This is a genomic window from Serratia ureilytica (genome assembly GCF_017309605.1).
Classification (GTDB): domain Bacteria; phylum Pseudomonadota; class Gammaproteobacteria; order Enterobacterales; family Enterobacteriaceae; genus Serratia; species Serratia ureilytica.
In genome coordinates this window covers 1773872-1798172 of the sequence record NZ_CP071320.1, presented here as the reverse complement: position 1 = coordinate 1798172, position 24301 = coordinate 1773872, and the positions used below count along the sequence as shown (strand labels likewise).

Below are 24301 nucleotides of genomic sequence, written 5' to 3'. Positions count from 1 at the left end.
ACTCTCCCTTTGCCGTTCTTCCGGCTCCCGACATGAGCGAGGTAAAAGTGCCCTTGCGGGCACTTTTCATTAAGGGCCGGGCTTATGACGATTTACGGCCAAACAGCTGCGAGAAGGCGCTAATCCCGGCATCGATGACGGCGCCAATGCCCTCACCGAGTTTGGCGCCGGCGCCCGCCGCATCCGCGTGGATCCCGAATAGACCGGTACCGGCATCTACGATGGCGCCAATGCCATTGCCCAGGATTTTGCCGGCATCGGAAGCGATGCCTGCGCCGGAAACCGCCATGACTTCTGCTTCAGTCAGTTCTTTCATACTGTCTCCTTTGTATTTATCGACATGTTTAGTAATGAAAAAATGAAACCCTCACTGTTTGTTCACCTCCTTGTTATCTGCCCACGAAAGACCCTGTTGCCAATGCGTTCACCCGCGCGGCGGTGACAATGTCAGAACAGGCCGAACTCACGGCAGAGATAATCGGCGACGCCATTGCGGCTGTTGGGCAGCGCAATCGGGTTAAACGGCAGCGCGCGCTTCAATTCGCCCATGGCATTGCCCATCACCACCCCCGTTCCGGCCCAGCGCAGCATGTCCAAATCGTTCATCGCATCGCCGAAAGAGAGGCAATCGCGCATCGCTATCTGTTTGGCGCTCAGATAGTCGGCCACGCTTCTGGCCTTGGAAATATGCTTATCCATGATGTCTATCGTTTCCGCAGAGGACTTACAGATGGACAGCGTTTTTCCGAAAGCCTGACTGACCTCGTCGTAAAACCGCTCGATCAGCGCCGCTTCACCCTGCAGCAGCACTTTCAGGATCAGTTGCCGTTTCATCGCCTCCGGCTCGACATAGCGGCAAGCGACGCCCGAGGTTTTGATATAGTCGGCAAAATGCGGATTCTCTTCGGCCATCATCCATCCTTCCTGGGTGAACAACGTCACGTGGAGCGGACAGGCGAAGAGGTAATCCATCAACATCATTTGGCTGTCGCGAGGCAGGAAATAGCGTTTATCCGCCACCGGCCGCCCCTCGATATTGACCATCGCGCCATTGCAGGAGACGATCGCCGGCGAGAACCCCAAGCCATCCACAATCCCGCGCGCATCCGCATCGCAACGGCCTGTCGCGATGACGATTTCCAGCCCGCGGGCATGCAGGATATTGAGCGTTTCCACCGTCAGATCAGACAGATTCCCGGCAGGATCCAGCAAGGTTCCGTCAAGATCGCTCACGATCGCCCGGTATTTTATTTTGCCGTCGATAGCAAGCCACATATCACGCCTCCTCCGCCAGGATAATCCCGTCTTCGGCGCGGATTTCGCTGTCGGGCGGAAGGTGGGCGATCGCGAGCGCAATGGCCTGAAAACGGCGTCCTACCGCAACGATGCTCTCCTGAGCTATCTCGTGAGAATCATAAAACAGTGAAATGGCGAGCCGTTCCGCTTCGGGGAACAAGCACAGCACCGTCTGGTGGTTGCTGCCGCTGACGATATCCGTCACCCGGAACGTAAACGGCAAGCGCGGATCCTTCTGCGGTTGCGGCATGTTTTCAAACACAAACAGGCTGCCGAACGGCGAAGTGGGCACCCATTGTTCGTCGTAGCGGTTCAGTTCGGAAAAGGCGTACTTCTGCCTCAGCGTCTGGGAATCCGCGATATCGGCCAGCAACGCATAAATGGGCCGGCGGCGAATCGCCTGCAGGCGCAGCACCGGGCTGGCGACACACAGGCCAAACAGCGTCTGCACCTGCTCAATATCCGCCGGGCGCTCGCTCATGGTCGTACCGATCGCGATATCGTCACAGGCCAGCGCTTCGGCCAGCGCCAGCATCCAGGCCAGCTGCGTCAGTTGATTGACCGTGATCCCCTGGCGCCGGCAAAACGCGGTGAGGCTTGCCACCTGTTCCGCGGTGAATTCCGCGCCATATTGCCGCATGCGTCGCCCCTGCGGCGCGGCATCCGGCGCAGCGCTCAACGGCAAACGTTGGTTGACCGGCGCTCCGCGCAAATAGTCCGCCCAGAACGCCTGCGCTTCGGGATCGTCGCCGTGCGCGCGCACATAAGCGGCGAACGGCTCAAATCGGTTAATTTCCAGCGTCGGCGCGCCCCCTTCCAGCAAGGTGAGGTAGTCGTTGAACCAGTGTTCGAACAGAACGCCGAGGGACCAACCGTCGAACAAGATATGGTTAAAGGTCTGCACCAAATAGTGCTCATCGGCGTTCAACTTGATCAGGCGCCAGCGGATCAACGGCGGCGCATCCAGCTCAAACGAGGTTTCTCGTTCCCGGGCCAACAGCGCTTCCATCCTTTCTTCCAGCGAGGACGGCGGCGCATCGGTCCAATCCTCGATCGCGATCGGCGCCTGCAGCGTCTCGCAGATGAAGACGTTGGGCCGCCCACGGCGGGTTTGATCGCCAAACCCGGCGCGCAGCATTTCAAATCGCTGCAGCGCCAGCGACCAGGCCTGGTTCAACACCTCCGGCTGCAGCGGGCCGGCCACCTCATAAACGGCCTGATCGATCTGATACTCGCGGTTAAGCCGGTTGAAATACATCAGTTCCCGCTGCGTAACCGTAGCCTCGAAAACGGCGGCGATGCGATGACGTTGCTGCCAGTGGTCCAACTCGGCGAGGCTGACGTCGGCATGGGGGAAGTCCCCCGGGCTGGCGAGGCGAACGCCCTGGCTCGCCTCGTGGCAACAGTGTTCGACCAGCGCCGACACGCTCTCCCTATAGTGCGAACCGATCCGGGCCAGCGTCGCCTGCGGCAATAAGCCCGACATCACGATGCTCAGCCGGTCGCCGTGCACGTAGAGCACCAGATCCAGCACATTGTCGCTCGCCGGCAGCGCGCCGTTTTCCAGATCCGCCGTTTGGTCGATCAAGGCCCACAAGGCGTCGTCAGTCTGTTCGTTAAAGACGCCGAGATAGTTGAATGAAATGGCCGGCAAGCGGTGGCGCCGCAGACAGGCTATCGCTTCGTCGTCCGACGCTGAACCGTATTTCAGCGCCGAATAGCCGATGCCGTGATCCGGCATCTTTCTTAATGTGTCCTTGATGGCGCGCAGCGTGTGTTTTGGGCTCTGATGCGCGGTGATGCGCAAAGGCAGTAAGGCGGTGAACCAGCCGACGGTGTCGTCGAGCTGGATCTTATCGTCATTGATATCGCGGCCATGGTGTTCGAGCGTCAGGTAACTGTCCGCACGGCCATGCCAGGCCTGCAGCACCGGCGCCAGCGCCGCCAGCAACACCTCGCGGATCGAGGTGCGGTAGGCCTGATGACAGGTGTCCATCAACAGCGTCGTCAACGCCGCGTCGCACTCTAAGCGGCAAAACGCCGGACTCTGCGCCCCCTCGCTGAGCGTGGCGTAATCGGGTTGCCCGGCGATCATCGCCAACCAGTAAGCGCATTGGTCATGCCGGCTCGCCGCGTAGTGCCTTAACGTCTCGCCCCACTGCCGGTAGCTGGTGCCTTTCGCCGACAGCGATTCCCCCTGATGCAACCGTCGCATGTCTCTGACGATGATGCGCCAGGACACCACGTCGATGATCAGATGATGGAATGCGCAGAACATCAACGCGTAGCCGGGCGCGCTGCTGTCGAAAATGTAGACGAAGCGGCACAGCGGCCCTTCTACCGGATCAAACCCCGATTGCCATTGATGCAGAAGTTCGGCGCGGCTTTGGCGACAAAGCGCCAGGTCATAGTATCCCCATGAAGGGCCGCCGTCGGCCACCGACAGATAGCGCTGCGCGACCAGCGCGCCGGCATCGTCGGCGCTAAACCGCGCGCGCAGCATGTCATGGCGCGACGCCAGCCCGTTCACCAGATCGGCCACGCGCTCGGCGGACATCGGCGGCACCCGCACCAAAAAAGTCTGGTTGAAGAAGGCGCGATGTTGCGGCGGCTGCTCGTTGTACCAGCGCTGAATCGGCAACAATTCGAATTCGCCCTGCAGCTCGCCCTGTTCATTGAGCGGCGCAATCGCGTCCCGTTGCTGCAAGATGCGCTTGGCCAGTGCCCGCGCATTCCGGGTTTCGAACACCGCACGCGAGTTGCTGTGATAGCCCGACTTGCTCAATTCGCTGGTGAACACGATGCTTTGGATCGAATCGCCGCCCAGACGAAAGAAGTCGTCATCCACCCCAACCCGTTCAACGCCGAGGATCTCCGCCCACAGGGCGCAAATCAACGCCTCCAGCGCATTCTGCGGCGCGGCATATCGCTCGCTTTGCGCGAATTGCGGAGCGGGCAGCGCCGTGCGATCCAGCTTGCCGTTCACCGTCAGCGGTATCTCGTCGAGCGCAACATAGCTGGACGGCACCATGTAATCCGGCAGGATCCGCTCCAGCCGGGCGCGCAAATCGGCAGGATCCAGCGGCTCGCCCCGCGCCATCAGCACATACGCGGCAAGGCGCTTGCTATCGCGATGGACGACATCCACCACGACGCATTTCTCGACGCCCTCCAGCGCATTGATCGTATTTTCTATTTCGCTGAGTTCAATTCTGAAACCGCGGATTTTTACCTGGCAATCGTTTCTGCCGAGATACTCCAGATTGCCGTCGCGCAACTCTCGCACCCGATCGCCGCTTTTATACAAGCGTCGCCCGTTCAGCGTAATGAAACGCTCTTGCGTCTGCTGCGGCTGGTTGAGATAGCCGCGCGCCAGCGCGTCTCCGCCGATATACAGCTCGCCGGCCAGCCCTGGCGGCAACGGCTGCAGCCAGCGATCCAGCACATGAAGTTCGCGCCCCGGTATGGCTCGCCCAATCGGGATGCTGCTGCGGGTTTCGTCCGCCGCGATGGCGTACATCGTGGTGAACGTGGTGCATTCCGTCGGGCCATAGCCATTGATGACCTGCTGCGGGCGGTTGGCTTGCCGCACCAGGCGCTGCATCAGCGTGGCGGTCAGCGCCTCCCCGCCCACCAGCAGACAGCGCAGCCCGGCGAACAGGTCGGGGTGACTGAGGTAAAGATGATCGAACAGGCTGCGCGTCGCCCACAGAATCGATACCTGCTGCCGACGCAGCAAGGCCTCCAACTGCGGCACATCGCCGGCGATATCCTCCGTATCGCGCACGACGACCAATTTGGCGCCGTTGAGCAATGCGCCCCACACCTCGAACGTCGCCGCGTCGAACGCCGGGCTCGAGAGGAAGAGCAACACGTCATCGGGCGTGACAGCGATGCCGGATGCGGTCGCCAACCCGCACATCGCGTGTTGCTCGAGCATCACGCCTTTCGGGATCCCCGTCGATCCCGAGGTATAGATCACCGCGCCGAGCCGGTCGGCGCCGGTGACGGCCGGCAGATTCTGCCGCTCGTGCGGCAGGCGGTTCAGATCGCCCAGCGTGAGGACGGACACGGCGTGCGGCATCATCGCCGCCAGCGCCTCGGCGGCCGACTGCAGGCTTTCCCCGGCGATGAGCACCGGCGCACGCGTTTCTTCGAGAATATGCCGAATGCGCGCCTGAGGATAATTGCAGGAGAGCGGCACATAGGCCGCACCGGTTTTCAGCACCGCCAGCAGCGCCACCACCATTTCCAGGCTTTTCTCGCTGTACAGCGCAATCAGCGTGTCCGCCTGAGGGGCGCCCCCGGTCAGCGCTTGGTAGCGGAGCGTAATTTCGCGCGCCAGGCTATTCGCCATGCCGTTCAGCTCACGGTAGCTGACATGCAGCCCCTCAAACTCCAGCGCAATCTTATCCGGATAACGCAGCGCGATCGCCTCAAACCGGGCGCTGAGGGTTTCTCTCGGCAACGCAGGGACCGCGTCGTCATCTGGCGGCATGTCGGCGGCGGGATAAAAGGCGAGGTGGCGTAAAGGCGCGTCAGGCGCGCGCATCGCCGCTTGCATCAAACGCATGAAATGTTCCGCGCAGTCGCGCATGTCATCTTCGTCAAACATGTCCTGACGAAAACGCAGCCGGAACTGCAAGGCATCGCTGTCGGCCCGATCCTCATATTCCAGGGAAAGCGACGCGCTGGCCATATCGTGGTTGGCTTCAAACAACGGCGAAGTGGCGCAATCGGCCAGCGCCAATGCCGCATCGCGCAGGTTGGTTTGGGCAAAGGAAATCGGCATCGCGCGGATACCCAGCGCCTGCACCACCTGTTGCGTGGGCAGTTGGTTAAACCGTTGGCGCGAGTGCGGCGCCGCGGCGGTAATAAACGCCAGCGCGCGTTGATAAACGGCGGCGAAGCCTTCGCCGTCACGCAGCGCGAGGGGCATCACGCTGGTGTTGACATGCCCGCCAAGCGCAAATCTTTGCCCCTTTTTTATCGACACCGGATAGCTGATATAGACCGTTTCCTGATTGCCGCTGCGCGCCATCAAGATGCCCCACAGCACCAGCAACGCCAGAAAGTCATTCATTCGCCGTATTCCCGCGCTCTGCTTCAGCGCTTTCCATTGCGCTTTGGGCACCTGGAAACGCAGCTCGGCCGCCTCATCGTTTCGCACGGCGCCGCTTTTCTCAAAGGGCACGTCTATCGCGCCCAAATTTGCCGCTTCGGCCCGCCAGTGGGCCAGCGCTCCATCGGCGGCCAGTTGTTCCACCTCGCGCTGCAGCTGCCGGTTGATGGCGGCAATCTCGGCCGCCTCGAGGCGGGTCGATAGCCGCTGTTGACCATAGTACTGGCTCACCAATGAGAAAAACTCGTCGGAAGACGCGCCGTCGATCACCAGATGATGGCCCACCAGCGCCAGGGTATAGCGCCCCGGCCCCTCGGCGAAAAGCGCCCAACGATAAAGCGGCCCGCGGTAAATGTCGAAGGGCTGGCGAATCACTTGGGTCAGCAGCGTGCGGTCCGTGTAATGCTGCAAAGGATGGATTGCGTCATTGCGACGCCAATACAGTTCGCCATTCCGTTCATGAATATGGCTGTTCAGCAGGACATGATCTTGCACCAGCGCATTCAGCGCAGCTTGTAATCTGATGGGATCCAGCGCGCCCTCAATACGCTGCAGCACCAATACGTTGTAATTACAGCCCTCTGGATGGCGGTCATATTCATCGATAAAAACTTTTGAATAGGGTGATACAGGAATCTCTTCCATGACAAACACTCCATTTAGAATACACGTGCCCTGCTTAACGGCGATCCATGCGGCATACCCAAACCTCTTTCGGCATCAGCTCGCTTATCTTTTCTGAGTAATAACCGATCAGCATGTTGATGCGCTTTTCTGCAATGACCTCCGCCGCCTGAGCGCAAATCGACTTGTAAAAACCAATAGGGATCATCACTTTGCAACGGCTATGCAGGTGCCGACAAACGCCGATGGCCCAGGAAAAACACTCCCTAGAAGGATTGGAAATATCCAAAAGTTCGGCACACTCACTGGAACAGCCAATCACAGCGTAGAGATTGCCTTTATTAATATAATGAATTTTATGATACAGAGGATGTTTTTCAATATATTCAAATGCGCGATGATCTTTTTCTCGCCCCAGATTATTGATAAAGCTGGCCTGCCGCGCTTGGTCGCCCTCGGTAAAACGAAAGGCCATAAACTTATCAGGCTTTAAGGTTAATTCGACGAAGGGATAAATTTGCGTATTGGTCGTTAAATACTTTCTAAAAATCTTTTCATAAACCCTGATCTTCCTGTCATCGGAAAAGCAGATATCCGCCGCCACATCCGAACGCCTGGCCTGCAGGAAAAAATCTTTCAAGACGGTGGAAGATTTGACCTGACGGTGGATCCCAAGATCGCCAAGCATATTGACATCAAAAGACAACTCATTGATTTTAAAGGGATAAAAGCTGGACACAAACATCCCGAGATAACGTTCTTGATCCTTGTAAAATATGCCCGTTTTTTCCATCGGCGCCCCACAATGCGGATCGAGCAAATGCTTCCAGTGCAGGAAACGCTCCCCGCCCAAATCTCTGCCATAAAGCTCCTGCAATAATTTGAAATGATTATGAGAAACCGCTTCTCTCACAAAGACAGCCATGTTTTATCTCCCTATAAAACCGATTCCATGCCGGGCGGAAATCAATAAAAGATGACCGCTCAGCGCCGCTGATAATACGGCGCCGGACCGTTCGCTTCCTTTCCCTGATTAACAAGAGTCGCTGTGCATTTTTAACCAGCGCAAGAATTCAATATTATTATCGATGTTCAGTTTTCTCATGGCCGAACGTTTATGAATACTCACCGTTTTCGGGCTGATGCCGAGCAACATCGCCGTTTGGTTTTGTGAATAGCCCAGATGGATTAAACGGCACACTTTCCCCTCGCTAAAGGTCAACTGGGTACGACAACGCGGGCAATAGCTTGAAACCAAACTATTTTTCTTGCGATAGCAGAACATGACCTTGTCCACGATCGCCGCCACGCTGTCTTTGCGCGTAATACTTCCGGCTTCCAAATTGCAATGAATTTTAGGGAATGTCTTTTTATGCTCCAATATTGAAAAATAGAGCGGAATAGAAGAAAAGTTGCCCTGCAAAAGCTGGGTATGACAAAAATTTATGGACACCCGCTTGTCCGGCGCCCTGAATATGATGTTGGCACGTTCTTCTCCCGTGATCTTGGCCTTAATGCCATTCGTGAGAAAACCTTCTTGCAAGGCAAGACTCAACCCCAGCTTGAAGAATTGATTTTTATCCACAATAGCGATATTGACGCGCTCCATTAACAAACCTCCCTTTTGACTACGCTTGCTCACTCTCCTTACTGCAATATCATTGCTGTGATTATTTTTTGTTTTAACGTGCTTTTTAATAAAAAAGCGTTATAGGCGAAGCAAAAAAGACCTTGCCTCGCAAAAGTGCATTTTATATATAGGGTTATATAAATCATCTGCCCTGGAGAGCATACAAAAGCAAGACGCGGTAAGCGGCCGCGCTTCGCAAGGGAAATTGTTATCGTAAGATATATTTATAAGGCATCATTGCCATCAGCATCACGGTGCTAAGATTTTTCTCTGATACGTTAATTTTACTCCAAGAGCGCAATATATCCAGATAAATATCGAAAAAACACATAATATAGAACATAACATTGCGTGACATTGATTGTTAAGAGAATCCGTTTATGCATTAGGAATTTACTTATGATAAAGGCAGGATAATGCTTTTTTCGCACGAGGCGGCGGGGTCATCGTAGACCCTATTAAACAGAGTATAACCATATTCATTTTATTGTAAAAAAATTGCATAAAAAAAAGCTACACTTTATGGCAGTAAGTGATTCCCGCCCTTTCATGTAGACGGCAACAAAAAAGAAGAAGGCGAACCCATCGGCCGCCCGCGCAAGAAATGCCTGGTAGGAGTAAAGATTTTTCAGGAGTGATGCGCAGCGCAGAAAGATAACGCGGCATCGTTGACGAGCGGGATGATTTATATTTTTTTTATCCTCATCAATTTTTTAGCCTCCAGGCAGGAAACCAACCCGAGGTGATCTTTTTTTAGCTGCTTGTCGCTCCCAAGAGGAAGAATGACTTTGAACGTTTGCAACTTACCGTGATTATTATAGATATCAAAGACTATCACCGGCGGGCCATAACCCAGGATCATGCAGTCTAAAAACCGCAGAACGGCGCAGCCCAAGCGGCTCCTGGCCTCCCGGATGATTTTATCCGCAAGCTCATCATACCGGAAAGGTCTTTCCGGCGTCGTCAATACCTTCATAAGGTCTCCCTTCTGGTATATATCATTCCGATTTAAAATAATAACCTCATAAAACCGCCGCCGTTCAAGGCGAGTAAGATATAAAAACCCAGGTTTCGGCAATATATAATCTAACGATGCAAAATCAATCTAACAAAAAACACAATAGTATAAAAAAACAGCACGAGTTTTATTGAAAAAATGACCTGATTTGCAATAATGAAATTGCCTGAAGTAAAGGGCTAACTGAAAAAGGAGTTTCAATCATGAAAGAACTATCCGCAGTAGAAATTGAACAAGTTAACGGTGCTGGTTTTTTTGGTGACGTAGGCACACTGATTGGCAGTGCGGTAGGTACAGGTATTGATACCATTTCCGCGATTGCCGGTGTTAACCCGGATGCCAAAACCGTTGTCGGCACCATCGGTAAAGGTATTGGTCTGGCCGTCGATGCGCTGATTTCCAGCGGATTGCAGATCATCTCTAAACTGTAATAACAACTCATAATCATCCCTTCCTATTTTTTAATTCGCTTCATTTTAAGCACCTTCGCGGGTGCTTTTTTTTACATCAAAGAATCAAAAAATAGATAAGGTCAGAAAAACCAATATCCAAAAAAACAGGCTGGGTATCACCATGATAAAAAAACCCATGCGTTTATTGGCGTTTTTGAGCATCCAGTCATAGATCATCGCAACACTCCTTGTGAATACCAGGAGGCATTTCCGCCTCCCGGTATTTTATCCATCGAGTTTTTGATTACAGTTTCGGCACTTTGGAAAAGAAGTCCGCCATTTCGTGCGGGAACCCTTTCGCAATCGCCGGACGAAGATCGTCCATGGAAACATTAAAATCTTTCGGCTGCTCGCTCGTTTGCATTTTTTGGTGTGCGTTCACATTCGATTGCAGACCATTAAAAATGCCCTTCATATTGCCGAACATATCATCGCAAGATTTTGTCACATTACTCATGACCGACTTGGCCGCATCCGGCCCCGACATTTGAATATTGCTGACGCCTTGCATAAACGGTTGACTCAGCGACGATTGGGAATTGGTGCCCAAATTGCCGCCGGCCTTCATGGTTTCTAAAATTTTGGCTGGATCTAACATGTTTATCACCTCTTTACGGTTGTGTTTACATCGCTTTCGGGCACGAGAATCCTCGCAACGCCCGTGACCAAAGTGGGAAATCTTTCATCGTCGAGCGCAATTCCAGTTTGAGCACGCCCACCACCGACGACATCGACATCGTCAGCTCTCGCCTGTCGCTGGCGAGCGGCACGGGATTGCTGGCGTCGAACATCCGGAACAAGGCCCAGGGCCCGTCGAAACTGGCGACCTGGATCTGGCCGGTGCCGGTGCGGAAGGTGAGTCGAACATAGCTGCCGCCTTTCGGGCCCGGCCAATCGATACGGGTAGGCTGGCTGAAGCCATGGCTGTAGTTAATCACCTGCCCATCGATATCCAGGGTCGCCTCCGTAATGGTCGGCGTCAGGGACAACGGCCTGATGAACATGGAGAAGGACAGCTTGTCGCCGGCGGTGAAGAAGGTATCGCGGATCAGGCGGGCATTTTCAAACGCGCCCAGCGTGCTGGCATTGACGATCCCCTCTGAACCCGGTTTGGCATTCCATTTCTGCGCGTTGACGTCCACATAAGGGGCCAGGTTCTCATCGAAGAACTGCTGCATCGCGCCGCTTTGGCCAAACATGCGCGAGAAGTCCTCGATGCCGACCTCCGCTCTGGCGTTGCGCGAGAACGGATAACGCCCGCTGATGCTGCTCTTGCACAAGCCGGAGGCCAGCGACGAAGCGCCTTTGCTCAGGTTCTTTTGGCTCTGCTGAATAGTCTGGCTGTCCCCAACCTGCAACAGATCCATCATCACGCTGCGCACCGGTTCCGGCTGGCGCGCCGCATCCAACTGCAGACGCTTCAGCGTGCCTCCGGCGGGCACCACCTGGCCGCCGCGCAGCGAGGTGGACAAGGTGGTCAACTGGCTGTACAGCGCTTCGAAACTGCGGCTCAGCGGATCGTTGCTGGCGTTGGTGGTCTGTAACAGCTGATAGCCCAGACGGCGCAGCAGCTCGAAGCGATCTTCCACCGCGCGTTCCGGCGTGAGACGAAAACGCGCGCGCTCGCCGGAAATCTCGCCGAGGATGTCGCGCCGCTGCTGCTCGATGCGATTGCGCTGGCGATCGAACCAGCTTGCCGCATCGCCCTGGTTGGTGCCGGTCATGCTGGTTTCGCGCGCGGCGAAGCGCACCAGATTAGCCAGCGGGGAAGAAGGGTCGGACAGTTGACGCGCCAGGATCGCCGCATCCTCAAGCCCGTTGACCGGCCGGGCGCGCACGTCGCGCATGAAAGCATCCCATTTGTCGGCATACTCGATGAGGTATAGCTTCCTCGCCTCGTCGGCCAGCTTCTGCGCCGAGGCCAGCGAGTTCACCGCGTTTTTCCCTTCCGCGCTGTCGCGCAGCACCCAGGACTCTTCTTCGATCATGTCCTTGGCGGCGTCATCGAGCTGCGCCAGGAAAACGTCGCGATAGCTGGCGCGGGTATAGAACCCCGGCACGGCGGTATCGGTGACCGTCGCCTGGCTCTTGCGGCGCAGCATCAAGGAGACGTTCGGCCCGGCGGCGTCGGCTAACGAAATATCGTTGATCGCCGCCGGCAACGGTTTCTCTTCGATGCGGCGCACCACCCGCACCTGCATCGGAATGTTCATCGCTTTCACCCGCGCCAGGCGCAGCAGATCGCCGTTCATCTTCATGACCGGCGCGTCCGGCAAAGAGAACATCTCCCGCAGATGGTAAGCAAAGATGCCTTTGTTCATGTCGGTGTAACCCTGCGGCATAAAGGTTTCCCAGCGCGCCATGAACCAGTCGACCAAGGCTTCGGCGGAGCGGTGCGAAGGTTCGCCCATCATCAGGTACACTTTCAGGGTGCCGTAGACGTCCTTGTTGGACGCCGAGACGTCATTCTTGAGTTCGTCCGCGATATAGTTTTCCACCGCCGGCCAGAAGATCTGCAGCAAATGGCGTTGGTAGGTTTTTTGCGCCGCGCTGTTGATCAGCTTGTGCTCGAAATAGGGATTCGGCACCGGCGACACTTCGCCGCCCAATTGCGCGTTCATGTACCCCAGCTGCTCATAGGCGGAAATGACATCGTCGCTGACGCGGTTAGTCACCGGAATTTCGCGCACGATGCGCTTTGTCTCATCGAAGCGCGCCGCAATGTAGGAGATGTAATCGCTCTCCCACAGGTAACGCATCGCCAGCAGGTTAAACGAGACCGCCAACAGAATGAGCACCAACACATAGCGGCCCAAGGAGCTCATGCGGCTGCCGAGCGGCCTGGCGTGCGAAGACTGCTGCATCACCCCACGTTCTTGCCGGGCGTAATCCAGCTCCGGATGGTAAATGCGCCCGGTCGGGCGAGCTTCATAGATATCCGCCGCTTCCGCGTTGTAGATCGCCCCCTGCGGCGGCAAGGCGATGGTGCTGCCCAGCCACACCTGCTGCAGATGGCAGGCGTAGCCCACCGGCGTTTGCGGGAAGATCTGCTCTAACAGGGAATACAGCGGGTTGCCCAGCGACCCCAGCGATTCAGTGAAGAACAGCAGCTGTTGGCGGTTTTGGCCGTCCGGCGCATCGTGCAACAGTTCGAGCACGTGATGGCTGACGCGCGCCACCATCTCCCGGTAGAGGGTTTCATACTGCTCGAAGGGGGTTTCTCCCTGTTCGGCGCGGTTCAGGCTGAAGCCCATGCCTTTTTGCAACAGATCGTCGCCCAGCATGGACAGGAAGGTCTCGCCGCCGACCAGTTGATCGAGGTGGCTGATGGTGAGATAGACCGGCAGCTCGCTGCGGAACCACGAGGCCATCTCCAGCAGGCGCACGCGCAGTGCATCGGCGACCGACTTTCTCTCCGTCAGCGAGGCGTGCAGCAACCAACGCGCATCCAGACACAGCATGATGCCGTCGATGCCCGGATGGCGGCGATGGCGGCGGATCAGTTTGAACAGGGTGTCGCGCGCCCTGGCGCCCTCTTCCCCCAGGCCGTTCAACTGCAGCCATTCGCCGGAGGTGTCGACATACACCGAATTCTCCGCCAGCCACCAGTTGCAATCCTGGGTCGGCCCGACGTCCACCGTCTGCTGCAGGCCATAGTGCTCGGCCAGCAAGAAGCGTTCGCCGCTTTCGCCGATCAGCGAGGTTTTGCCGCTGCCCGGCGGCCCGACGACCAGAAACCACGGCTTTTCGCTGACGTAACGGCGCGTCAGGCGGTATTTGAAGCGCTGCCAAGGGGTGCGCTGCTTCGCCGTGCCGACGTACTGCAAGGTGCGCAAGGCGTCGTAAAAGCGCGAGGTCACGCGGTCTCGCTGGGCGGTCTTGCGTTTGGCCGGGGCCGGCGCTCGCGCGTGGCGGAACACCCAGGATAAGAACGTCGCCACGAACGGCCACAGCGCCCAGCACAGGATCAGCGCGATGATGATGCCCCTGACCCAGACCGACAGCAGCGGCCGATAGGTGCCGATGGCGATCAACGGCCCAATCCACCACACCACCGCACACAGCAGCAAGGCAATCACCAATATGAATGATCTACGTATCATATAATTTCCTTATTATCTCTACGCCGGCGGATGTCTTAGTTATCCTCGGGGACCTCGGCGGCTACCCCTGCCTGATTTAACGTTGCAGACGGTGAAGCCATCTCCCTCTCGCCGATTTTCCAAAGGATGTCCACGCGGCGGTTGCGGCGGCGCCCTTCTTCCGTCGCGTTGTCGTCCAGCGGCTCCTGATCGCCCTTGCCGACCGATGTCACGGTGCGGTTGTATTTACTGTTGGCCAAGGATTCGCGCAGCTTGTCGGCGACCGTCTGCGCGCGAGCCTCGGACAGTTTCAGGTTGGAGTTGTTGGAGGTGTTGCGATACGGTTTGTTGTCGGTATGCCCGATGACCTCCAGATCGCCCGGCCACGGCGCCAGCGCTTCCCCCAAACGCTCAATGTTGCGTTTCTTTTTAAACTCTTCCGACAGCTTCGACTGCCCGGTGGCGAACGCGCCGTCGGAGGTGAAGATCAACAGCCAGCCGCGCGGATCGGCGCGCACCTCCAGCCACCCTTCGCTGAGGATTTGCGGCAGCGGCTGCGGCAGCGTCTCCATGATGTTGATTTTGCGCGGCTGCGGCGGCGTCCAGGCCAAAATGGCGTTGCGCAGCGCGCGGGACTGATCGTGCAGATACCAGGCGGCCGAGGCGTACGCCAGCAGCGCGATGGCCAGGCCGTAGCACAGCAGCTTCAGCGGCGTGATGCGGGTCGCCTTGCGCACCACGTTGCTCGGCTCGGCATCGGCCAGCGTCTGCGTCGGGTTCTGGCTGTACAGATAGCCGTCAAGACGGTTGCGCACGTCGGCCAACAGCACCGCGCCGCGTTCCATTACGTGGTATTGCCCTTCGAAGCCCAGCGACAGGATCAGATCGTAAAACGCCAGGATCTCCTTGTTGCGCGGCGAGGCGGCCAGATAGGCCTGCAGGTGCTCGAAGCACTTTTCCCCGCCCCAGGCGTCGCGATAAAACTCCACCAGCAGGCTGAGATTCAGTTCGCCGGATTCGAGCGTGCTCATGCAGCACTCATCCACGTAGGAGCACAGCAGATAGGCCAGCTTGTCCACATCGCTCGGCGCGATGTGATCCGCCAGCAGCGTCTGCTGAAATTGTTGGATCTCGCGCACGATCTGCGCGCGTACCGCGCCCGGATTCAGCTGTTTCTGATCGCGCACCCGCTCCACCTGCAGCAGGACCGGGATAGCGGCGGCGATCAGCGGGTTGTCCCAATGGCCCATCATCACGCCGGGCTTGCTCAGCGCGGCGCGGCCGAACAGCCCGCTCGAGGTCGGCGCCGCCTCGGCCGGGCGCTCGCCCGGCGCGGGCTCGCTGCTTTCCGGCGCAACGCTTTCCGCTTCATAAGGCTTGGGTTCGGGGGGCGTCGCCACCCCGGCGCTTCCCGGCCGCAGCTTGGCGGCCAGCGCCCGCGCGCCGAAGGACAGCGCGGCGATCTCCGCCGTCGTTTTGCCCACCGAGCCGGACGCGGGAAGGCGCGGCGTCGCGTTGTTGCGCGTTACCGCCATCGCCTCGCGTATTTTTCTCTCGAATTCGTTCATCCCACCCTCCCTTGCCTTAATCCCCAGACGTCAAAACGCAGGTCGGGGAAATCACCCACGATGCTGAGCGCCATCGCCGAGCCGGCCATCATTTCCTTATAAATCGGGTCGGCATGATCAACCTCGAAATAGATGCTGTTCGGGTAATACGGTATGTGGCGCGGCGGCGAAGCCATCGGCAGCAAGCGAGCGCCCGGTAATTGCAGATCGATCAGCTGAATGATTTTCTCGACCGGCCCCAGTTTGACCTGCGCGGGGAAATACGAGCGCAGATGCTCGATGGACAAACCGCAGCTGACGGCGAACACCAGTTTTTCCAGGCGCAGCTGCGAGTCGTTCGGGCACAGATAAATGCTGTCGCCGCGATCGATAAACGGCAACGCCACCGCCGGCGCTTCGATCACCAGCGACAGCGCGCGGCGAATCGAGGCGAACAGTTGGAAGTAGCAGTTGTGCGGTTCATCGTGCAGATACACCAAATCAGCCCGATCCCAGAGGCGTTCGCCGCCGGGAATGATGCTGAGCCGCCCCAGCAGGCTCAGCAACGTGTCGAACAGGGTTTCAGGATGCACCTGCGGGCTGGCCAGCAGTTGGCTAATGCGCAAATTGAACTCGCTCAAGGTTTGCAGCAACAGCAGTTCCAGCAGCTCGGAAAGCCCGCCGATCGTCATATGCACGTCCGGGCGGAAAACCGACTCCAGACGCTGGCTGATCAGCCCAAGCAATTCGGTGGTGAACGCGGGCAGCCAGCCGATGGCGCGGAAATCCAGCATCGGCGGCAAGGCGCGCTCATCCAGCAGCACCCGACGATCGCTGGTCAGCTCGCGCACGAAACCGACCGGCAGCACGCTTTCCGCGCTGCTGACCGCGTCCTCCAGGCTTAGCCGCGTCACCAGGCTGCCCAGTTGCATCGTGCACACGCGCGGGGTCCCTTCCAGGCTGACGCCGTGGTTGCGATCCGGCACCTCGGCGTCCATGGTGCGAAAACGGCTGCTTTTTCGCGCATCCTGGATAAGATCGATCTGGGCGTTGCCGGCGATATCCATCAGCACGGACAGGCACACCACTTTCCCCTGGCAGCCTTCTCCCAGCACCAGCGGCGGCGGCAGCGGAATATCCTCAGGCATGCTGAACGCCGTGCCGTCGGGGAAAACGCCCTTGGCTTTCTTCAGCGCAAACTTGCCCTGTTCCAATAGCCCGTTGTCGATCTCCAGCGTCAGGAACCCCCAGGTGAAGGTTTCGACGCTGCGCAAGCGCGCTTCAATCAAGTGCTCGAAAAAACGTTCCTGCTGCTGGAAATGCTGCGGTTCCATCAACATGCCTTCTACCCAGGCGACGCGTTGTTTAGGTAACATGTCATTCATCCATTTTGTCGTTAGTCACTATGCTGAGTGACGTCATCCCCACCATCACCTTCATTTGCGAATCAGCCTGCGCAGGGGACTTTTGCTCGGCGAGCGGCAGCACGCCGCTGATTTGCTGAAACTCCGCCCCGACGACGACCCATCGCTCTTGCCCCGCCGGCACCTCGAAGCGATAACGCAACGTCTCCCTCGGTTGCAAAATGCTCTGGTGCCGGCTCAGCGCCCCTTCCGACGGCGCCGTCTCGCGGCAAGGGGCGCCGTCGCCAATTCCCTCAGGCATCCACCCCGAGCGATTGGTTTCTATCACGCACACCTTGACCGGCTGCGCCTCCCCGGCGGCATTCGGGTTCACGTTGTCGTTGGCGGTCACCTCGACGTCGATAAACCGCAACCGACGCCCCGCATCCGCAGCCTCATCGTGAGAAAACCAGCTGCATCCGCCGAGCATCCCCACCGCCAACAGTCCCCCTGTCGCAATCCCCCGGAGCGTTTTCACCATGCTGAACTCCTATGCATTAACGAAACATTTGGTCTGGCTCGGCGCGACCTGAGTGCAGACCATGTTGTTGTTGTTCGTCGTGCTGGAATCACCTAGCCGCGTGACCGGCATGCCGCCGGAGAAATACTTACCCGATCCCTGCACCGGCTGCGCCTGGGCCGAATGCGTCCCCGAGGCAGCGCCGATCACTCCGCCCGAATCGGCGGTGGCCACACGAGTGGTGCCGAGGTTTTGTTCATTGCCGCCGGAAATGAAAATGTTAGGCACGTTCGGTATGCCGGTGTTGTTGGGCGAGGTGTTCGGGCCCGGCGCCGGTATCATCGGGTCGCAGCCGGCAAAGCCGATCCCGCCCATGTTGGTATTGGCTGCAGTCATGGTGGTTTACCCCATATGTATCTGGCCACCGTCGATCTTCAGCACCGCCGAAGACTTCAGGGAACCAATTTCACTGTTGATGACGAGGGATTGCCGCGCATCCTGAATGATGTGCTTGGCCAGCACCTCGTCGGTTTCCTCCACCCGCCGGCTCGCGTGCTTGCTGCGCACAAACAGGCGTTGAGAGATTTGGTGCAGCGTTTCGGCAACCCAACGGCTGCTGCGCGTCAGCAGCGTGAAGTGCGGGCTGCGCAGCGTCAGCCGCTTGCCGCCCTGCAGCTCGATCTCGGGCGCCACGATGCGCAAGTTGGCGCAGCGGCTGTCCAGCGTCATAACGGCGTTCGCCTGTTGCCGCGACAGGATCTCGGTGATGACCAACTTGTCGCCGTCGGCGATGACGCAAACGCGATCGCCCGCCAGCGGCTGAACCAGGCAGCTGGTGGCGACCGCCAGACAATGGGCGCGCATGCCGTCGACATACAGACCGCCGTTGGCGTCGGCCGCCAGCGTCACCACCTTGCGCCCCCCTTGTTCGGGAAGCGGAGCGCTGCGCACCAACTGCAAAGGCGTCACCCTGGCGTTGGCATAGACCTTCTGATGCTCTCTTCTGGATTTATACATATCTGCTTACTCCTGTTGGCCGTTGATACGACGGTTGCCGCGGCCCCGGTTGTTGATGCGCATACCAGGCGTCGATCGCGCTCAAGAACGGATCGGCGGTAAGCGGCACGTTTTCGGCGCGATGACGCTGCGCGCCATGCAGGCGAGCGCTCTGTTGCTGAGCGGCGGTCAACGGCTGTTCGATCAGGTTCGCTTCCCGCAGTTCGGCCTGCTCAAGATTGGCTAACGCCAGATCGCACGCCCTGAATTCCGCTTGCGGCAAGATGGCGCGCCCCCAGTTGGCGCCGCCCATCGCACATTCGCTGAACCGGGCCTTCTGCCCCTGCGCCAGGATCAGCGTCGCGCGCTCGAAATCGCAGCGCAGCGCCTGCGCTTCAGCGAAGATCGCCGAGGTCAGATCGCTGTCGGCGAACGAACACCCCTCCAGCTCGCTGCGGTGAAAACTGGCGCCCTGCAGCTGTAGCTGAGCCAAAGTGCAGCCCGACAGGCGGCAGGTGAACCAGATGCGCGCCTGCCCCGCGATCGTCTGCCAGCTGCACGTCTCCAGCCGGCAGCTCCCCATGATGTGGCGCTCGAGGGTCGACGCCTGCCACAGGCACTGCGTGAGCTGGCAGGCGTACCAGTTGGCGTCCTGTATCACGTCCTGGTGAAACATCAGGTTGGTCAGGGTGCTGGACTGCACGGCCAGATGCCCCAGGCTGCTGCGTTCAATTTCCGCGCCGTTGACCTCGCACCGGATCAAACCGCAGTCATCCAGCAGACAATCGCCGACGTAACACCCCTGCAGCGTGGTGTCGTTGCACGCCAAATTGCACAGCAGCCCCTGTTGCAGCGTCAGGTTCTCAAACCGGCATTCGTTGAACGACAGGCACATCAGGCTGCCGCCGACCACGTTGACCTGCTGCAGGGTGCAGCCCTCAAAGCGCACCGCCCGCAAATCACAACCTTCAAACGTGACGCGTTCGAAATGACAGTCGATGAAAAAGCAGTCGCTCAGCGTCAACCCTTTCAGCTCGCGATCGTGGAACCGGCGTTTCTTGAAGATCCGCGGCATGGGCGGCGTCTGCGCCACCGCCTGGGCGACCTCAAGTTCGATCGCCTCTCGGTCAGGCAGCGCCTGTTGAATCACGCGGCTTTCAGTTTTCATGCACATAGTCCCCATGAATGATTCTGCGCGGCACCCAACACGCGCGCTCCAGCAGACAACCGCTGAACCGCGTGCCGGCGTCCTGCCAGGTCATCGCCAGATGCGCCGCCGCCAGATTGCACTGGTCAAATTCCGCATCGCGCAGATCGGCGTTATAAAACAGGCCTTGCTGAGCGCTGCTGTTTTGCCAACGTGAGTGCGTCAACAGGCTGTCTTTAAACCGCACGCCGGCCAGATCGCAGCCGGCGATCGCGCAGGCCGTCAGATCGGCCTCGTCAAAGTTGCATTCAGTGAAAACGCTGTACAGCAGTTGGCACCTCTCCATGCGCGCCGCTTTCAATCCCACTTTGGTGAAACAGCTATCGCTGAACACGGCGTGGGAAAAGTTCGCCTGCATGCCCGCCGTCAGGCTCTCGACGCGGCAGCGTTCGAAGCGCACGCCGCGCCAGTTGCCGCCAAGGAACGAGTTTTTGGTGAGCGTCATCTCCAGCGCAACCGCCTCTTCGGCGAGGCAGCGGTTAAACACGCACGCGTCCAGCTCGCCTTGCAGAAACTGCGCACGAATCAGCGTCGCGCCATTAAACATGCCGTTGCCGATCGCCGCGTGTTCAAAGCGGCTCGCGGTGAAATCGCCCCGTTCGAAAACGCAGTTATCCAGCTTCACGTGGTCGGCGCGCAGCCCTTGCCCCTGAGGCTCCGCCAGCGTCACCCGTTCCAAGACCGCCTCTTGCCACACGCTTTCCGCCAGCAACGGCTTTTGCAGCGTGCACGAGATCATGCGGATCTGGCGCAGCGCCGCCTGCGTCAAATTGACCGCATCAAAAACGCAGTTTTCGAAGGTGCAGCCGTCGAGGGAAGCCTGCGAGAAATCGCAGCGCTCAAAGCGGCACTGCAGAAAATGCCGGCCCGACAGCGCCTCGCAGCGCAAACCGGTGAAAGTCTTCCCTTCCACGGTCGCGCTATCGGGGAAAAACGCGTCATTGCCGTCTTCAGCGGGAAGATCCGGCAAATCGGGCAACGTCACGGAAGCGGGCTCCGCCGCCGCTTGTTGCTGGTGCAAGGCGATCGCCTCGCGGATGCGTTGATAGAACACGGCGGAATCGCCCAGAGAGGTGGGCGACGGATCGTAACGCAAATCGCTGGGGTGATCCGACACCGCCTGGATGACGTTCAATCCCATCTCCGCCGGCATCAGATCCGGATCGAACAGAAACTCAAAGGGCGAGGCGTCATCGTCGCTGCGCTTGCGGAATACCTGTTGGAAATAGTCGAACGAGCGCGGCGCATCGCAGCGATCCAACGCCAGCATGACGGACTCGATGGACTCGTCCAGCAGATGCGTCAACGGCGCATTGCCGGTGAAGATAAGCAAAGCGATGTCGCTGTCGGGCAGGAACCACAGCGTTTTGCGCTGCAGCTCGATTTCCTCGAGGCTGTCGCTATCGTGACGGCGGATGAACGCCCGTCCGCGCACCGCCGGCAGCTCGCCGCGAATCGCCTCGCTTTGCGCGCCGACGCCCTGCAGCTCGAAGGGCACCCGATCCGGCCACGCCGCTTCCGGCAACCACTGCGCCGGCGGCGCCATCTGGAAATAACGCCGATCGATATTGGCCGGCAGCCCGGGGAATGCCGTCTCGAGATAGGCTTTGCCGGCGATCTGGCCCGCCACCTTATCGATGTGCGCCTTGCGCAGCGCAAACTCGTGCGGCACCGGCGCCGGCGCCGCCAGCGGAGAGCGCTCCTGCGCGGTCCCCTCGGCGGACAGCGTCATCAGCAGCGGCCGCAGCCCGTCATTGCAGCCGCGGCCAAACGGGTTCTCCTTGTTGTCTTTGCCGCCCCAGGCGGAGGTGTGATCCAGCGGCACGCTGAGGAAGGGTTCCACCTCCATCGCGCCGCGCCGTCCCTCGCCCTCGACCCGCCAACGGCGCTTCAGCCCGCCGATGTCGGCGCTGACATTCAGCGTTTTCACCGGCTGACCGATGCCGGCATGGCCGGCGATCAGGTATTCGGCGAACGGCTTCGGCTCGGCAACATCCAATATCGGCAGGCTGAGCGGCACGCGCTTCCATGCCTCCCAGATTTCGGCTTCGTTCACGAAGTGCTCAGGCCGGGACAGGTAGCATCCGGCCACGACGCTGATGCCGAGCCGGCTGTCTGTCCCGATCTGGTAACTTCCTTTAATCGCCACCAATTGCTGTGGCCGTATGATTCTCATTGCCGCGCCTCGTTAGTTTTTGCTTTGCATCCCGACTTTTTTCAAATCGACGCCGGTCTCGGACAGTGACGCGCCGGTATAGCTGATCGACACCCCTGTCGTGCTGGTGCTGCTGCCGGTATTGCTGACGCTGCTGCCGGTATTGCTGACGCTGCTGCCGGTGCTGCTGACGCTGCTGCCGGTGGTGCCGACGCTGCTGCCGGTGGTGCTCACGCTGCTGCCGGTGGTGCTGATGCTGCAGCCGGTGGTGCTGGTCGACGATCCGGTGGTGCTGATGCTGCAGCCGGTGGTGCTGGTCGACGAGCCGGTGGTGCTGACGCTGACGCCGGTAAAGCTGGTGCTGCTGCCGGTCTGGCTGGTGCTGACCGTGGTGTAGCTGTTGCTTTCGCCGGTCATGCTGTTGCTGATGCTGGTGAAGGAGTTGCTTTCGCCGGTCATCGAGTTTGATACGCCGGTGCAGCTGGTGCTCTGCCCGGTGAACGAGGTGCTCAGCCCGGTGAACGAAGTGCTCACGCCGGTAAATGACGTGCTCACGCCGGTGAACGAGGTGCTGACGCCGGTAAACGAGGTGCTCACGCCGGTGGCGGTGAGGCTGACGCCGGTCATCGACGCGCTGACGCCTTTAATCGAGGCGTCAAACCCGGTAATGCTGAAGACGTAATCCTTGTAAGAGACGTGGTTGGTGAACCAGTCGGTAAAGGTGCGGCGGATGATGTCGAACTTGTCCATTCCCACCTCGGTGGCCTGGTTGCGCTCCACCGTGGTTTGCAGATCGCGTTCGGCATGCAGCATGACGCGTTCGTTGTTGCGGTTGTCATCGAAGGTCAACTGGCTGGCATGCTGCGGCTTGCCGAAGCGCAGCGAACGCGACACCATGCCCGAGTAGTTGATGTATTCAGGTAACTGATAAGGCGGCGGGTTGTCGCCGTTATACACAATCCCGGTCACCATCGGACGATCGAGATCGCCGTCGACATAGGTCACCAGCACTTCCTGACCGACGCGCGGCATGGCGATCACGCCCCAGCCTTTCCCGGCCCAGGCCTGCACCACGCGGATCCAGCAAGAGCTGTCTTCCTCGGTGGTTTTGTAGCGATCCCAGTGGAAATGCACGCGGATGCGCGCAAATTTGTCGGTATGCACTTCGGAGTTGGGCGCGCCGACCACGGTGGCGCTCTGGATGCCCGGCATCTGCGGCTTTGGCGTTTCGCGCAGCGGGCGGAACGGCACGTCGTCGTTCAACGCATTGAAACGGCAGGTGACGTTGCGGCCGTCGCTGCTGCTGTCCGGGCCGTCTTGCACGAACACATAGTCGCAGCGAGTCAGCTTGAAGCGGCGATTGCGGTTGGCGTCCGGGTGCAAAATCAAGGAGAAATCCTTGCCGGCCATCAACCCGACGGCGTTGCTCTCGCCAAACAGCAGATGGCCGTCGCTTTGCATTTCTTCAAGGCGCAGCCGCGCCAGGTTTTCACCGCGTTCGGTATCCACATAACCCGCCGCGTAGTCGTACCACTCCAACGGGGTGTTCTGCAGGCCGAGGCGGCTCTCTTCCACCTTGGTTTGCAGGTTCTTGCGCGGGTTCTGGAAGTCGAAGTCGCGCAGCACGATTTCATTCGGGCGCACTTTGCGTGAACGCTGGATGCGCTGGATCCCTTCGCGGATGGCGCGGTTTTCTTCGCTGTCCGGCATGAACGGCAACACGGCGTAACCGAAATCCAGATCGTCGAAATTCTGCCGGTCGGTGATCACCAGCGTGTGTTTATCCTCGGCGTGATCGAAGTAATACCAGATGCCTTCGTCTTCAAGCAGGCGGCTGATAAACGCGAAATCCGTTTCGGAAAACTGCACGCAATATTCACGCGTCGGATAAGTGCCTTGAATATCCAGACGGTAGTCGGCAAAACCGTAGCGCGAGAAGATTTGCTCGATGATGTCGAGCACGTTCAAATCCTGGAAAATGCGGCTGTTGCGGTTCTGCATCAAAAACCACAGCCAGGTGCTCAGCTCCAGCTTATAAACGAACTTATCCTGATGCTGCCCCGAATCGGAGGCGCCGATCACGTAAGCGTAAAACGGCCGCGCGCCGAAATCCGGCCTTTCTATTTGAATGCTGATCCCTTGACCCAGCAGAGATTCATAATCAACGTCCGCCTGTTCACATTCGAATTCGAGCGTATATTGCGAGTTGCTCGACAACCCTTCTTTGGTGGTGAAGCTGAGTGGAAACGCATTTAATTCGGCTAACACCGGGTTATCAATTTCGATTAAAGGCATAACAACCTCTCTGA

General features: G+C 58.6%; 17 protein-coding genes. 1 reads left to right on the top strand and 16 read right to left on the bottom strand.

Annotated features, from left to right (window positions below):
* Positions 1-82 precede the first annotated feature (82 nt).
* The 6 genes from J0X03_RS08300 to J0X03_RS08275 form a co-directional block, all read right to left on the bottom strand.
* The gene (locus J0X03_RS08300; protein ID WP_004935304.1) at positions 83-316 is read right to left on the bottom strand and encodes a hypothetical protein; all 234 of its coding nucleotides are present in this window, start codon (positions 314-316) and stop codon (positions 83-85) included.
* A gap of 131 nt (positions 317-447) precedes the next feature.
* Positions 448-1275, bottom strand: coding sequence for an HAD family hydrolase (locus tag J0X03_RS08295; protein WP_160204394.1), 828 nt, complete (start codon positions 1273-1275; stop codon positions 448-450).
* 1 nt (position 1276) lies between these two features.
* Entirely contained in the window at positions 1277-7063 is a 5787-nt protein-coding gene (locus tag J0X03_RS08290) for a non-ribosomal peptide synthetase (RefSeq protein WP_160204395.1), read from the bottom strand.
* A gap of 34 nt (positions 7064-7097) precedes the next feature.
* Positions 7098-7967 (bottom strand): hypothetical protein, encoded by an 870-nt coding sequence (locus tag J0X03_RS08285; RefSeq protein ID WP_046687385.1) that lies wholly within the window; start codon positions 7965-7967, stop codon positions 7098-7100.
* A 108-nt stretch (positions 7968-8075) separates the two neighbouring features.
* Positions 8076-8651 carry a helix-turn-helix transcriptional regulator gene (locus tag J0X03_RS08280; protein WP_004935315.1) on the bottom strand — a complete coding sequence of 192 codons (576 nt, stop codon included), beginning with the start codon at positions 8649-8651 and terminating at the stop codon, positions 8076-8078.
* Between the two features lie 706 nt (positions 8652-9357).
* Positions 9358-9648: a hypothetical protein gene (locus tag J0X03_RS08275; RefSeq protein ID WP_004935318.1), complete on the bottom strand. Its 291-nt coding sequence runs from the start codon at positions 9646-9648 to the stop codon at positions 9358-9360.
* Between the two features lie 245 nt (positions 9649-9893).
* Here J0X03_RS08275 and J0X03_RS08270 point away from each other — a divergent pair, with 245 nt between their 5' ends.
* Positions 9894-10121, top strand: coding sequence for a hypothetical protein (locus J0X03_RS08270; protein WP_004935320.1), 228 nt, complete (start codon positions 9894-9896; stop codon positions 10119-10121).
* Between the two features lie 265 nt (positions 10122-10386).
* On the opposite strand, the gene J0X03_RS08265 is transcribed toward J0X03_RS08270, so the two are convergent.
* The 10 genes from J0X03_RS08265 to vgrG are packed head-to-tail and all read right to left on the bottom strand — an operon-like array spanning position 10387 to position 24287.
* Positions 10387-10740 (bottom strand): DUF6277 family protein, encoded by a 354-nt coding sequence (locus J0X03_RS08265; protein WP_033632662.1) that lies wholly within the window; start codon positions 10738-10740, stop codon positions 10387-10389.
* A gap of 25 nt (positions 10741-10765) precedes the next feature.
* On the bottom strand, positions 10766-14245 hold the full coding sequence (gene tssM / locus J0X03_RS08260; RefSeq protein ID WP_046687386.1) for a type VI secretion system membrane subunit TssM: 3480 nt from the start codon (positions 14243-14245) through the stop codon (positions 10766-10768).
* 35 nt (positions 14246-14280) lie between these two features.
* The gene (icmH, locus tag J0X03_RS08255; RefSeq protein WP_033643654.1) at positions 14281-15792 is read right to left on the bottom strand and encodes a type IVB secretion system protein IcmH/DotU; all 1512 of its coding nucleotides are present in this window, start codon (positions 15790-15792) and stop codon (positions 14281-14283) included.
* On the bottom strand, positions 15789-17147 hold the full coding sequence (gene tssK, locus J0X03_RS08250; RefSeq protein WP_021505816.1) for a type VI secretion system baseplate subunit TssK: 1359 nt from the start codon (positions 17145-17147) through the stop codon (positions 15789-15791). The genes icmH and tssK overlap by 4 nt, the downstream gene beginning before the upstream one ends.
* Position 17148: 1 nt before the next feature.
* Positions 17149-17655, bottom strand: a complete 507-nt coding sequence (locus J0X03_RS08245; protein ID WP_033643655.1) for a type VI secretion lipoprotein TssJ — start codon at positions 17653-17655, stop codon at positions 17149-17151.
* Positions 17656-17664: 9 nt separating this feature from the next.
* Positions 17665-18030, bottom strand: coding sequence for a PAAR-like domain-containing protein (locus tag J0X03_RS08240; protein ID WP_033643656.1), 366 nt, complete (start codon positions 18028-18030; stop codon positions 17665-17667).
* A gap of 6 nt (positions 18031-18036) precedes the next feature.
* Positions 18037-18651, bottom strand: a complete 615-nt coding sequence (locus J0X03_RS08235; RefSeq protein WP_033643657.1) for a DUF3540 domain-containing protein — start codon at positions 18649-18651, stop codon at positions 18037-18039.
* Positions 18644-19798 (bottom strand): pentapeptide repeat-containing protein, encoded by a 1155-nt coding sequence (locus J0X03_RS08230; RefSeq protein WP_226886095.1) that lies wholly within the window; start codon positions 19796-19798, stop codon positions 18644-18646. The genes J0X03_RS08235 and J0X03_RS08230 overlap by 8 nt, the downstream gene beginning before the upstream one ends.
* Positions 19788-22013 carry a DUF2169 family type VI secretion system accessory protein gene (locus J0X03_RS08225; RefSeq protein ID WP_170852871.1) on the bottom strand — a complete coding sequence of 742 codons (2226 nt, stop codon included), beginning with the start codon at positions 22011-22013 and terminating at the stop codon, positions 19788-19790. Before J0X03_RS08225 ends, J0X03_RS08230 begins: the two co-directional genes overlap by 11 nt.
* Before the next feature lie 12 nt (positions 22014-22025).
* Complete coding sequence (gene vgrG, locus J0X03_RS08220; RefSeq protein ID WP_004935351.1) at positions 22026-24287, bottom strand: type VI secretion system tip protein VgrG; 2262 nt, start codon at positions 24285-24287, stop codon at positions 22026-22028.
* Positions 24288-24301: the final 14 nt, after the last annotated feature.

Excerpts from the sequence above, each read along its gene's own strand:
- J0X03_RS08295 (WP_160204394.1), bottom strand. The coding sequence starts at position 1,275 with ATGTGGCTTGCTATCGACGGCAAAATAAAATACCGGGCGATCGTGAGC.
- J0X03_RS08285 (WP_046687385.1), bottom strand. The coding sequence starts at position 7,967 with ATGGCTGTCTTTGTGAGAGAAGCGGTTTCTCATAATCATTTCAAATTA.
- J0X03_RS08235 (WP_033643657.1), bottom strand. The coding sequence starts at position 18,651 with ATGTATAAATCCAGAAGAGAGCATCAGAAGGTCTATGCCAACGCCAGG.
- J0X03_RS08290 (WP_160204395.1), bottom strand. The coding sequence starts at position 7,063 with ATGGAAGAGATTCCTGTATCACCCTATTCAAAAGTTTTTATCGATGAA.
- J0X03_RS08240 (WP_033643656.1), bottom strand. The coding sequence starts at position 18,030 with ATGACTGCAGCCAATACCAACATGGGCGGGATCGGCTTTGCCGGCTGC.
- J0X03_RS08245 (WP_033643655.1), bottom strand. The coding sequence starts at position 17,655 with ATGGTGAAAACGCTCCGGGGGATTGCGACAGGGGGACTGTTGGCGGTG.
- J0X03_RS08225 (WP_170852871.1), bottom strand. The coding sequence starts at position 22,013 with ATGAGAATCATACGGCCACAGCAATTGGTGGCGATTAAAGGAAGTTAC.
- J0X03_RS08270 (WP_004935320.1), top strand. The coding sequence starts at position 9,894 with ATGAAAGAACTATCCGCAGTAGAAATTGAACAAGTTAACGGTGCTGGT.
- J0X03_RS08275 (WP_004935318.1), bottom strand. The coding sequence starts at position 9,648 with ATGAAGGTATTGACGACGCCGGAAAGACCTTTCCGGTATGATGAGCTT.
- tssM (WP_046687386.1), bottom strand. The coding sequence starts at position 14,245 with ATGATACGTAGATCATTCATATTGGTGATTGCCTTGCTGCTGTGTGCG.
- icmH (WP_033643654.1), bottom strand. The coding sequence starts at position 15,792 with ATGAACGAATTCGAGAGAAAAATACGCGAGGCGATGGCGGTAACGCGC.
- J0X03_RS08280 (WP_004935315.1), bottom strand. The coding sequence starts at position 8,651 with ATGGAGCGCGTCAATATCGCTATTGTGGATAAAAATCAATTCTTCAAG.
- vgrG (WP_004935351.1), bottom strand. The coding sequence starts at position 24,287 with ATGCCTTTAATCGAAATTGATAACCCGGTGTTAGCCGAATTAAATGCG.
- J0X03_RS08265 (WP_033632662.1), bottom strand. The coding sequence starts at position 10,740 with ATGTTAGATCCAGCCAAAATTTTAGAAACCATGAAGGCCGGCGGCAAT.
- tssK (WP_021505816.1), bottom strand. The coding sequence starts at position 17,147 with ATGTTACCTAAACAACGCGTCGCCTGGGTAGAAGGCATGTTGATGGAA.
- J0X03_RS08230 (WP_226886095.1), bottom strand. The coding sequence starts at position 19,798 with ATGAAAACTGAAAGCCGCGTGATTCAACAGGCGCTGCCTGACCGAGAG.
- J0X03_RS08300 (WP_004935304.1), bottom strand. The coding sequence starts at position 316 with ATGAAAGAACTGACTGAAGCAGAAGTCATGGCGGTTTCCGGCGCAGGC.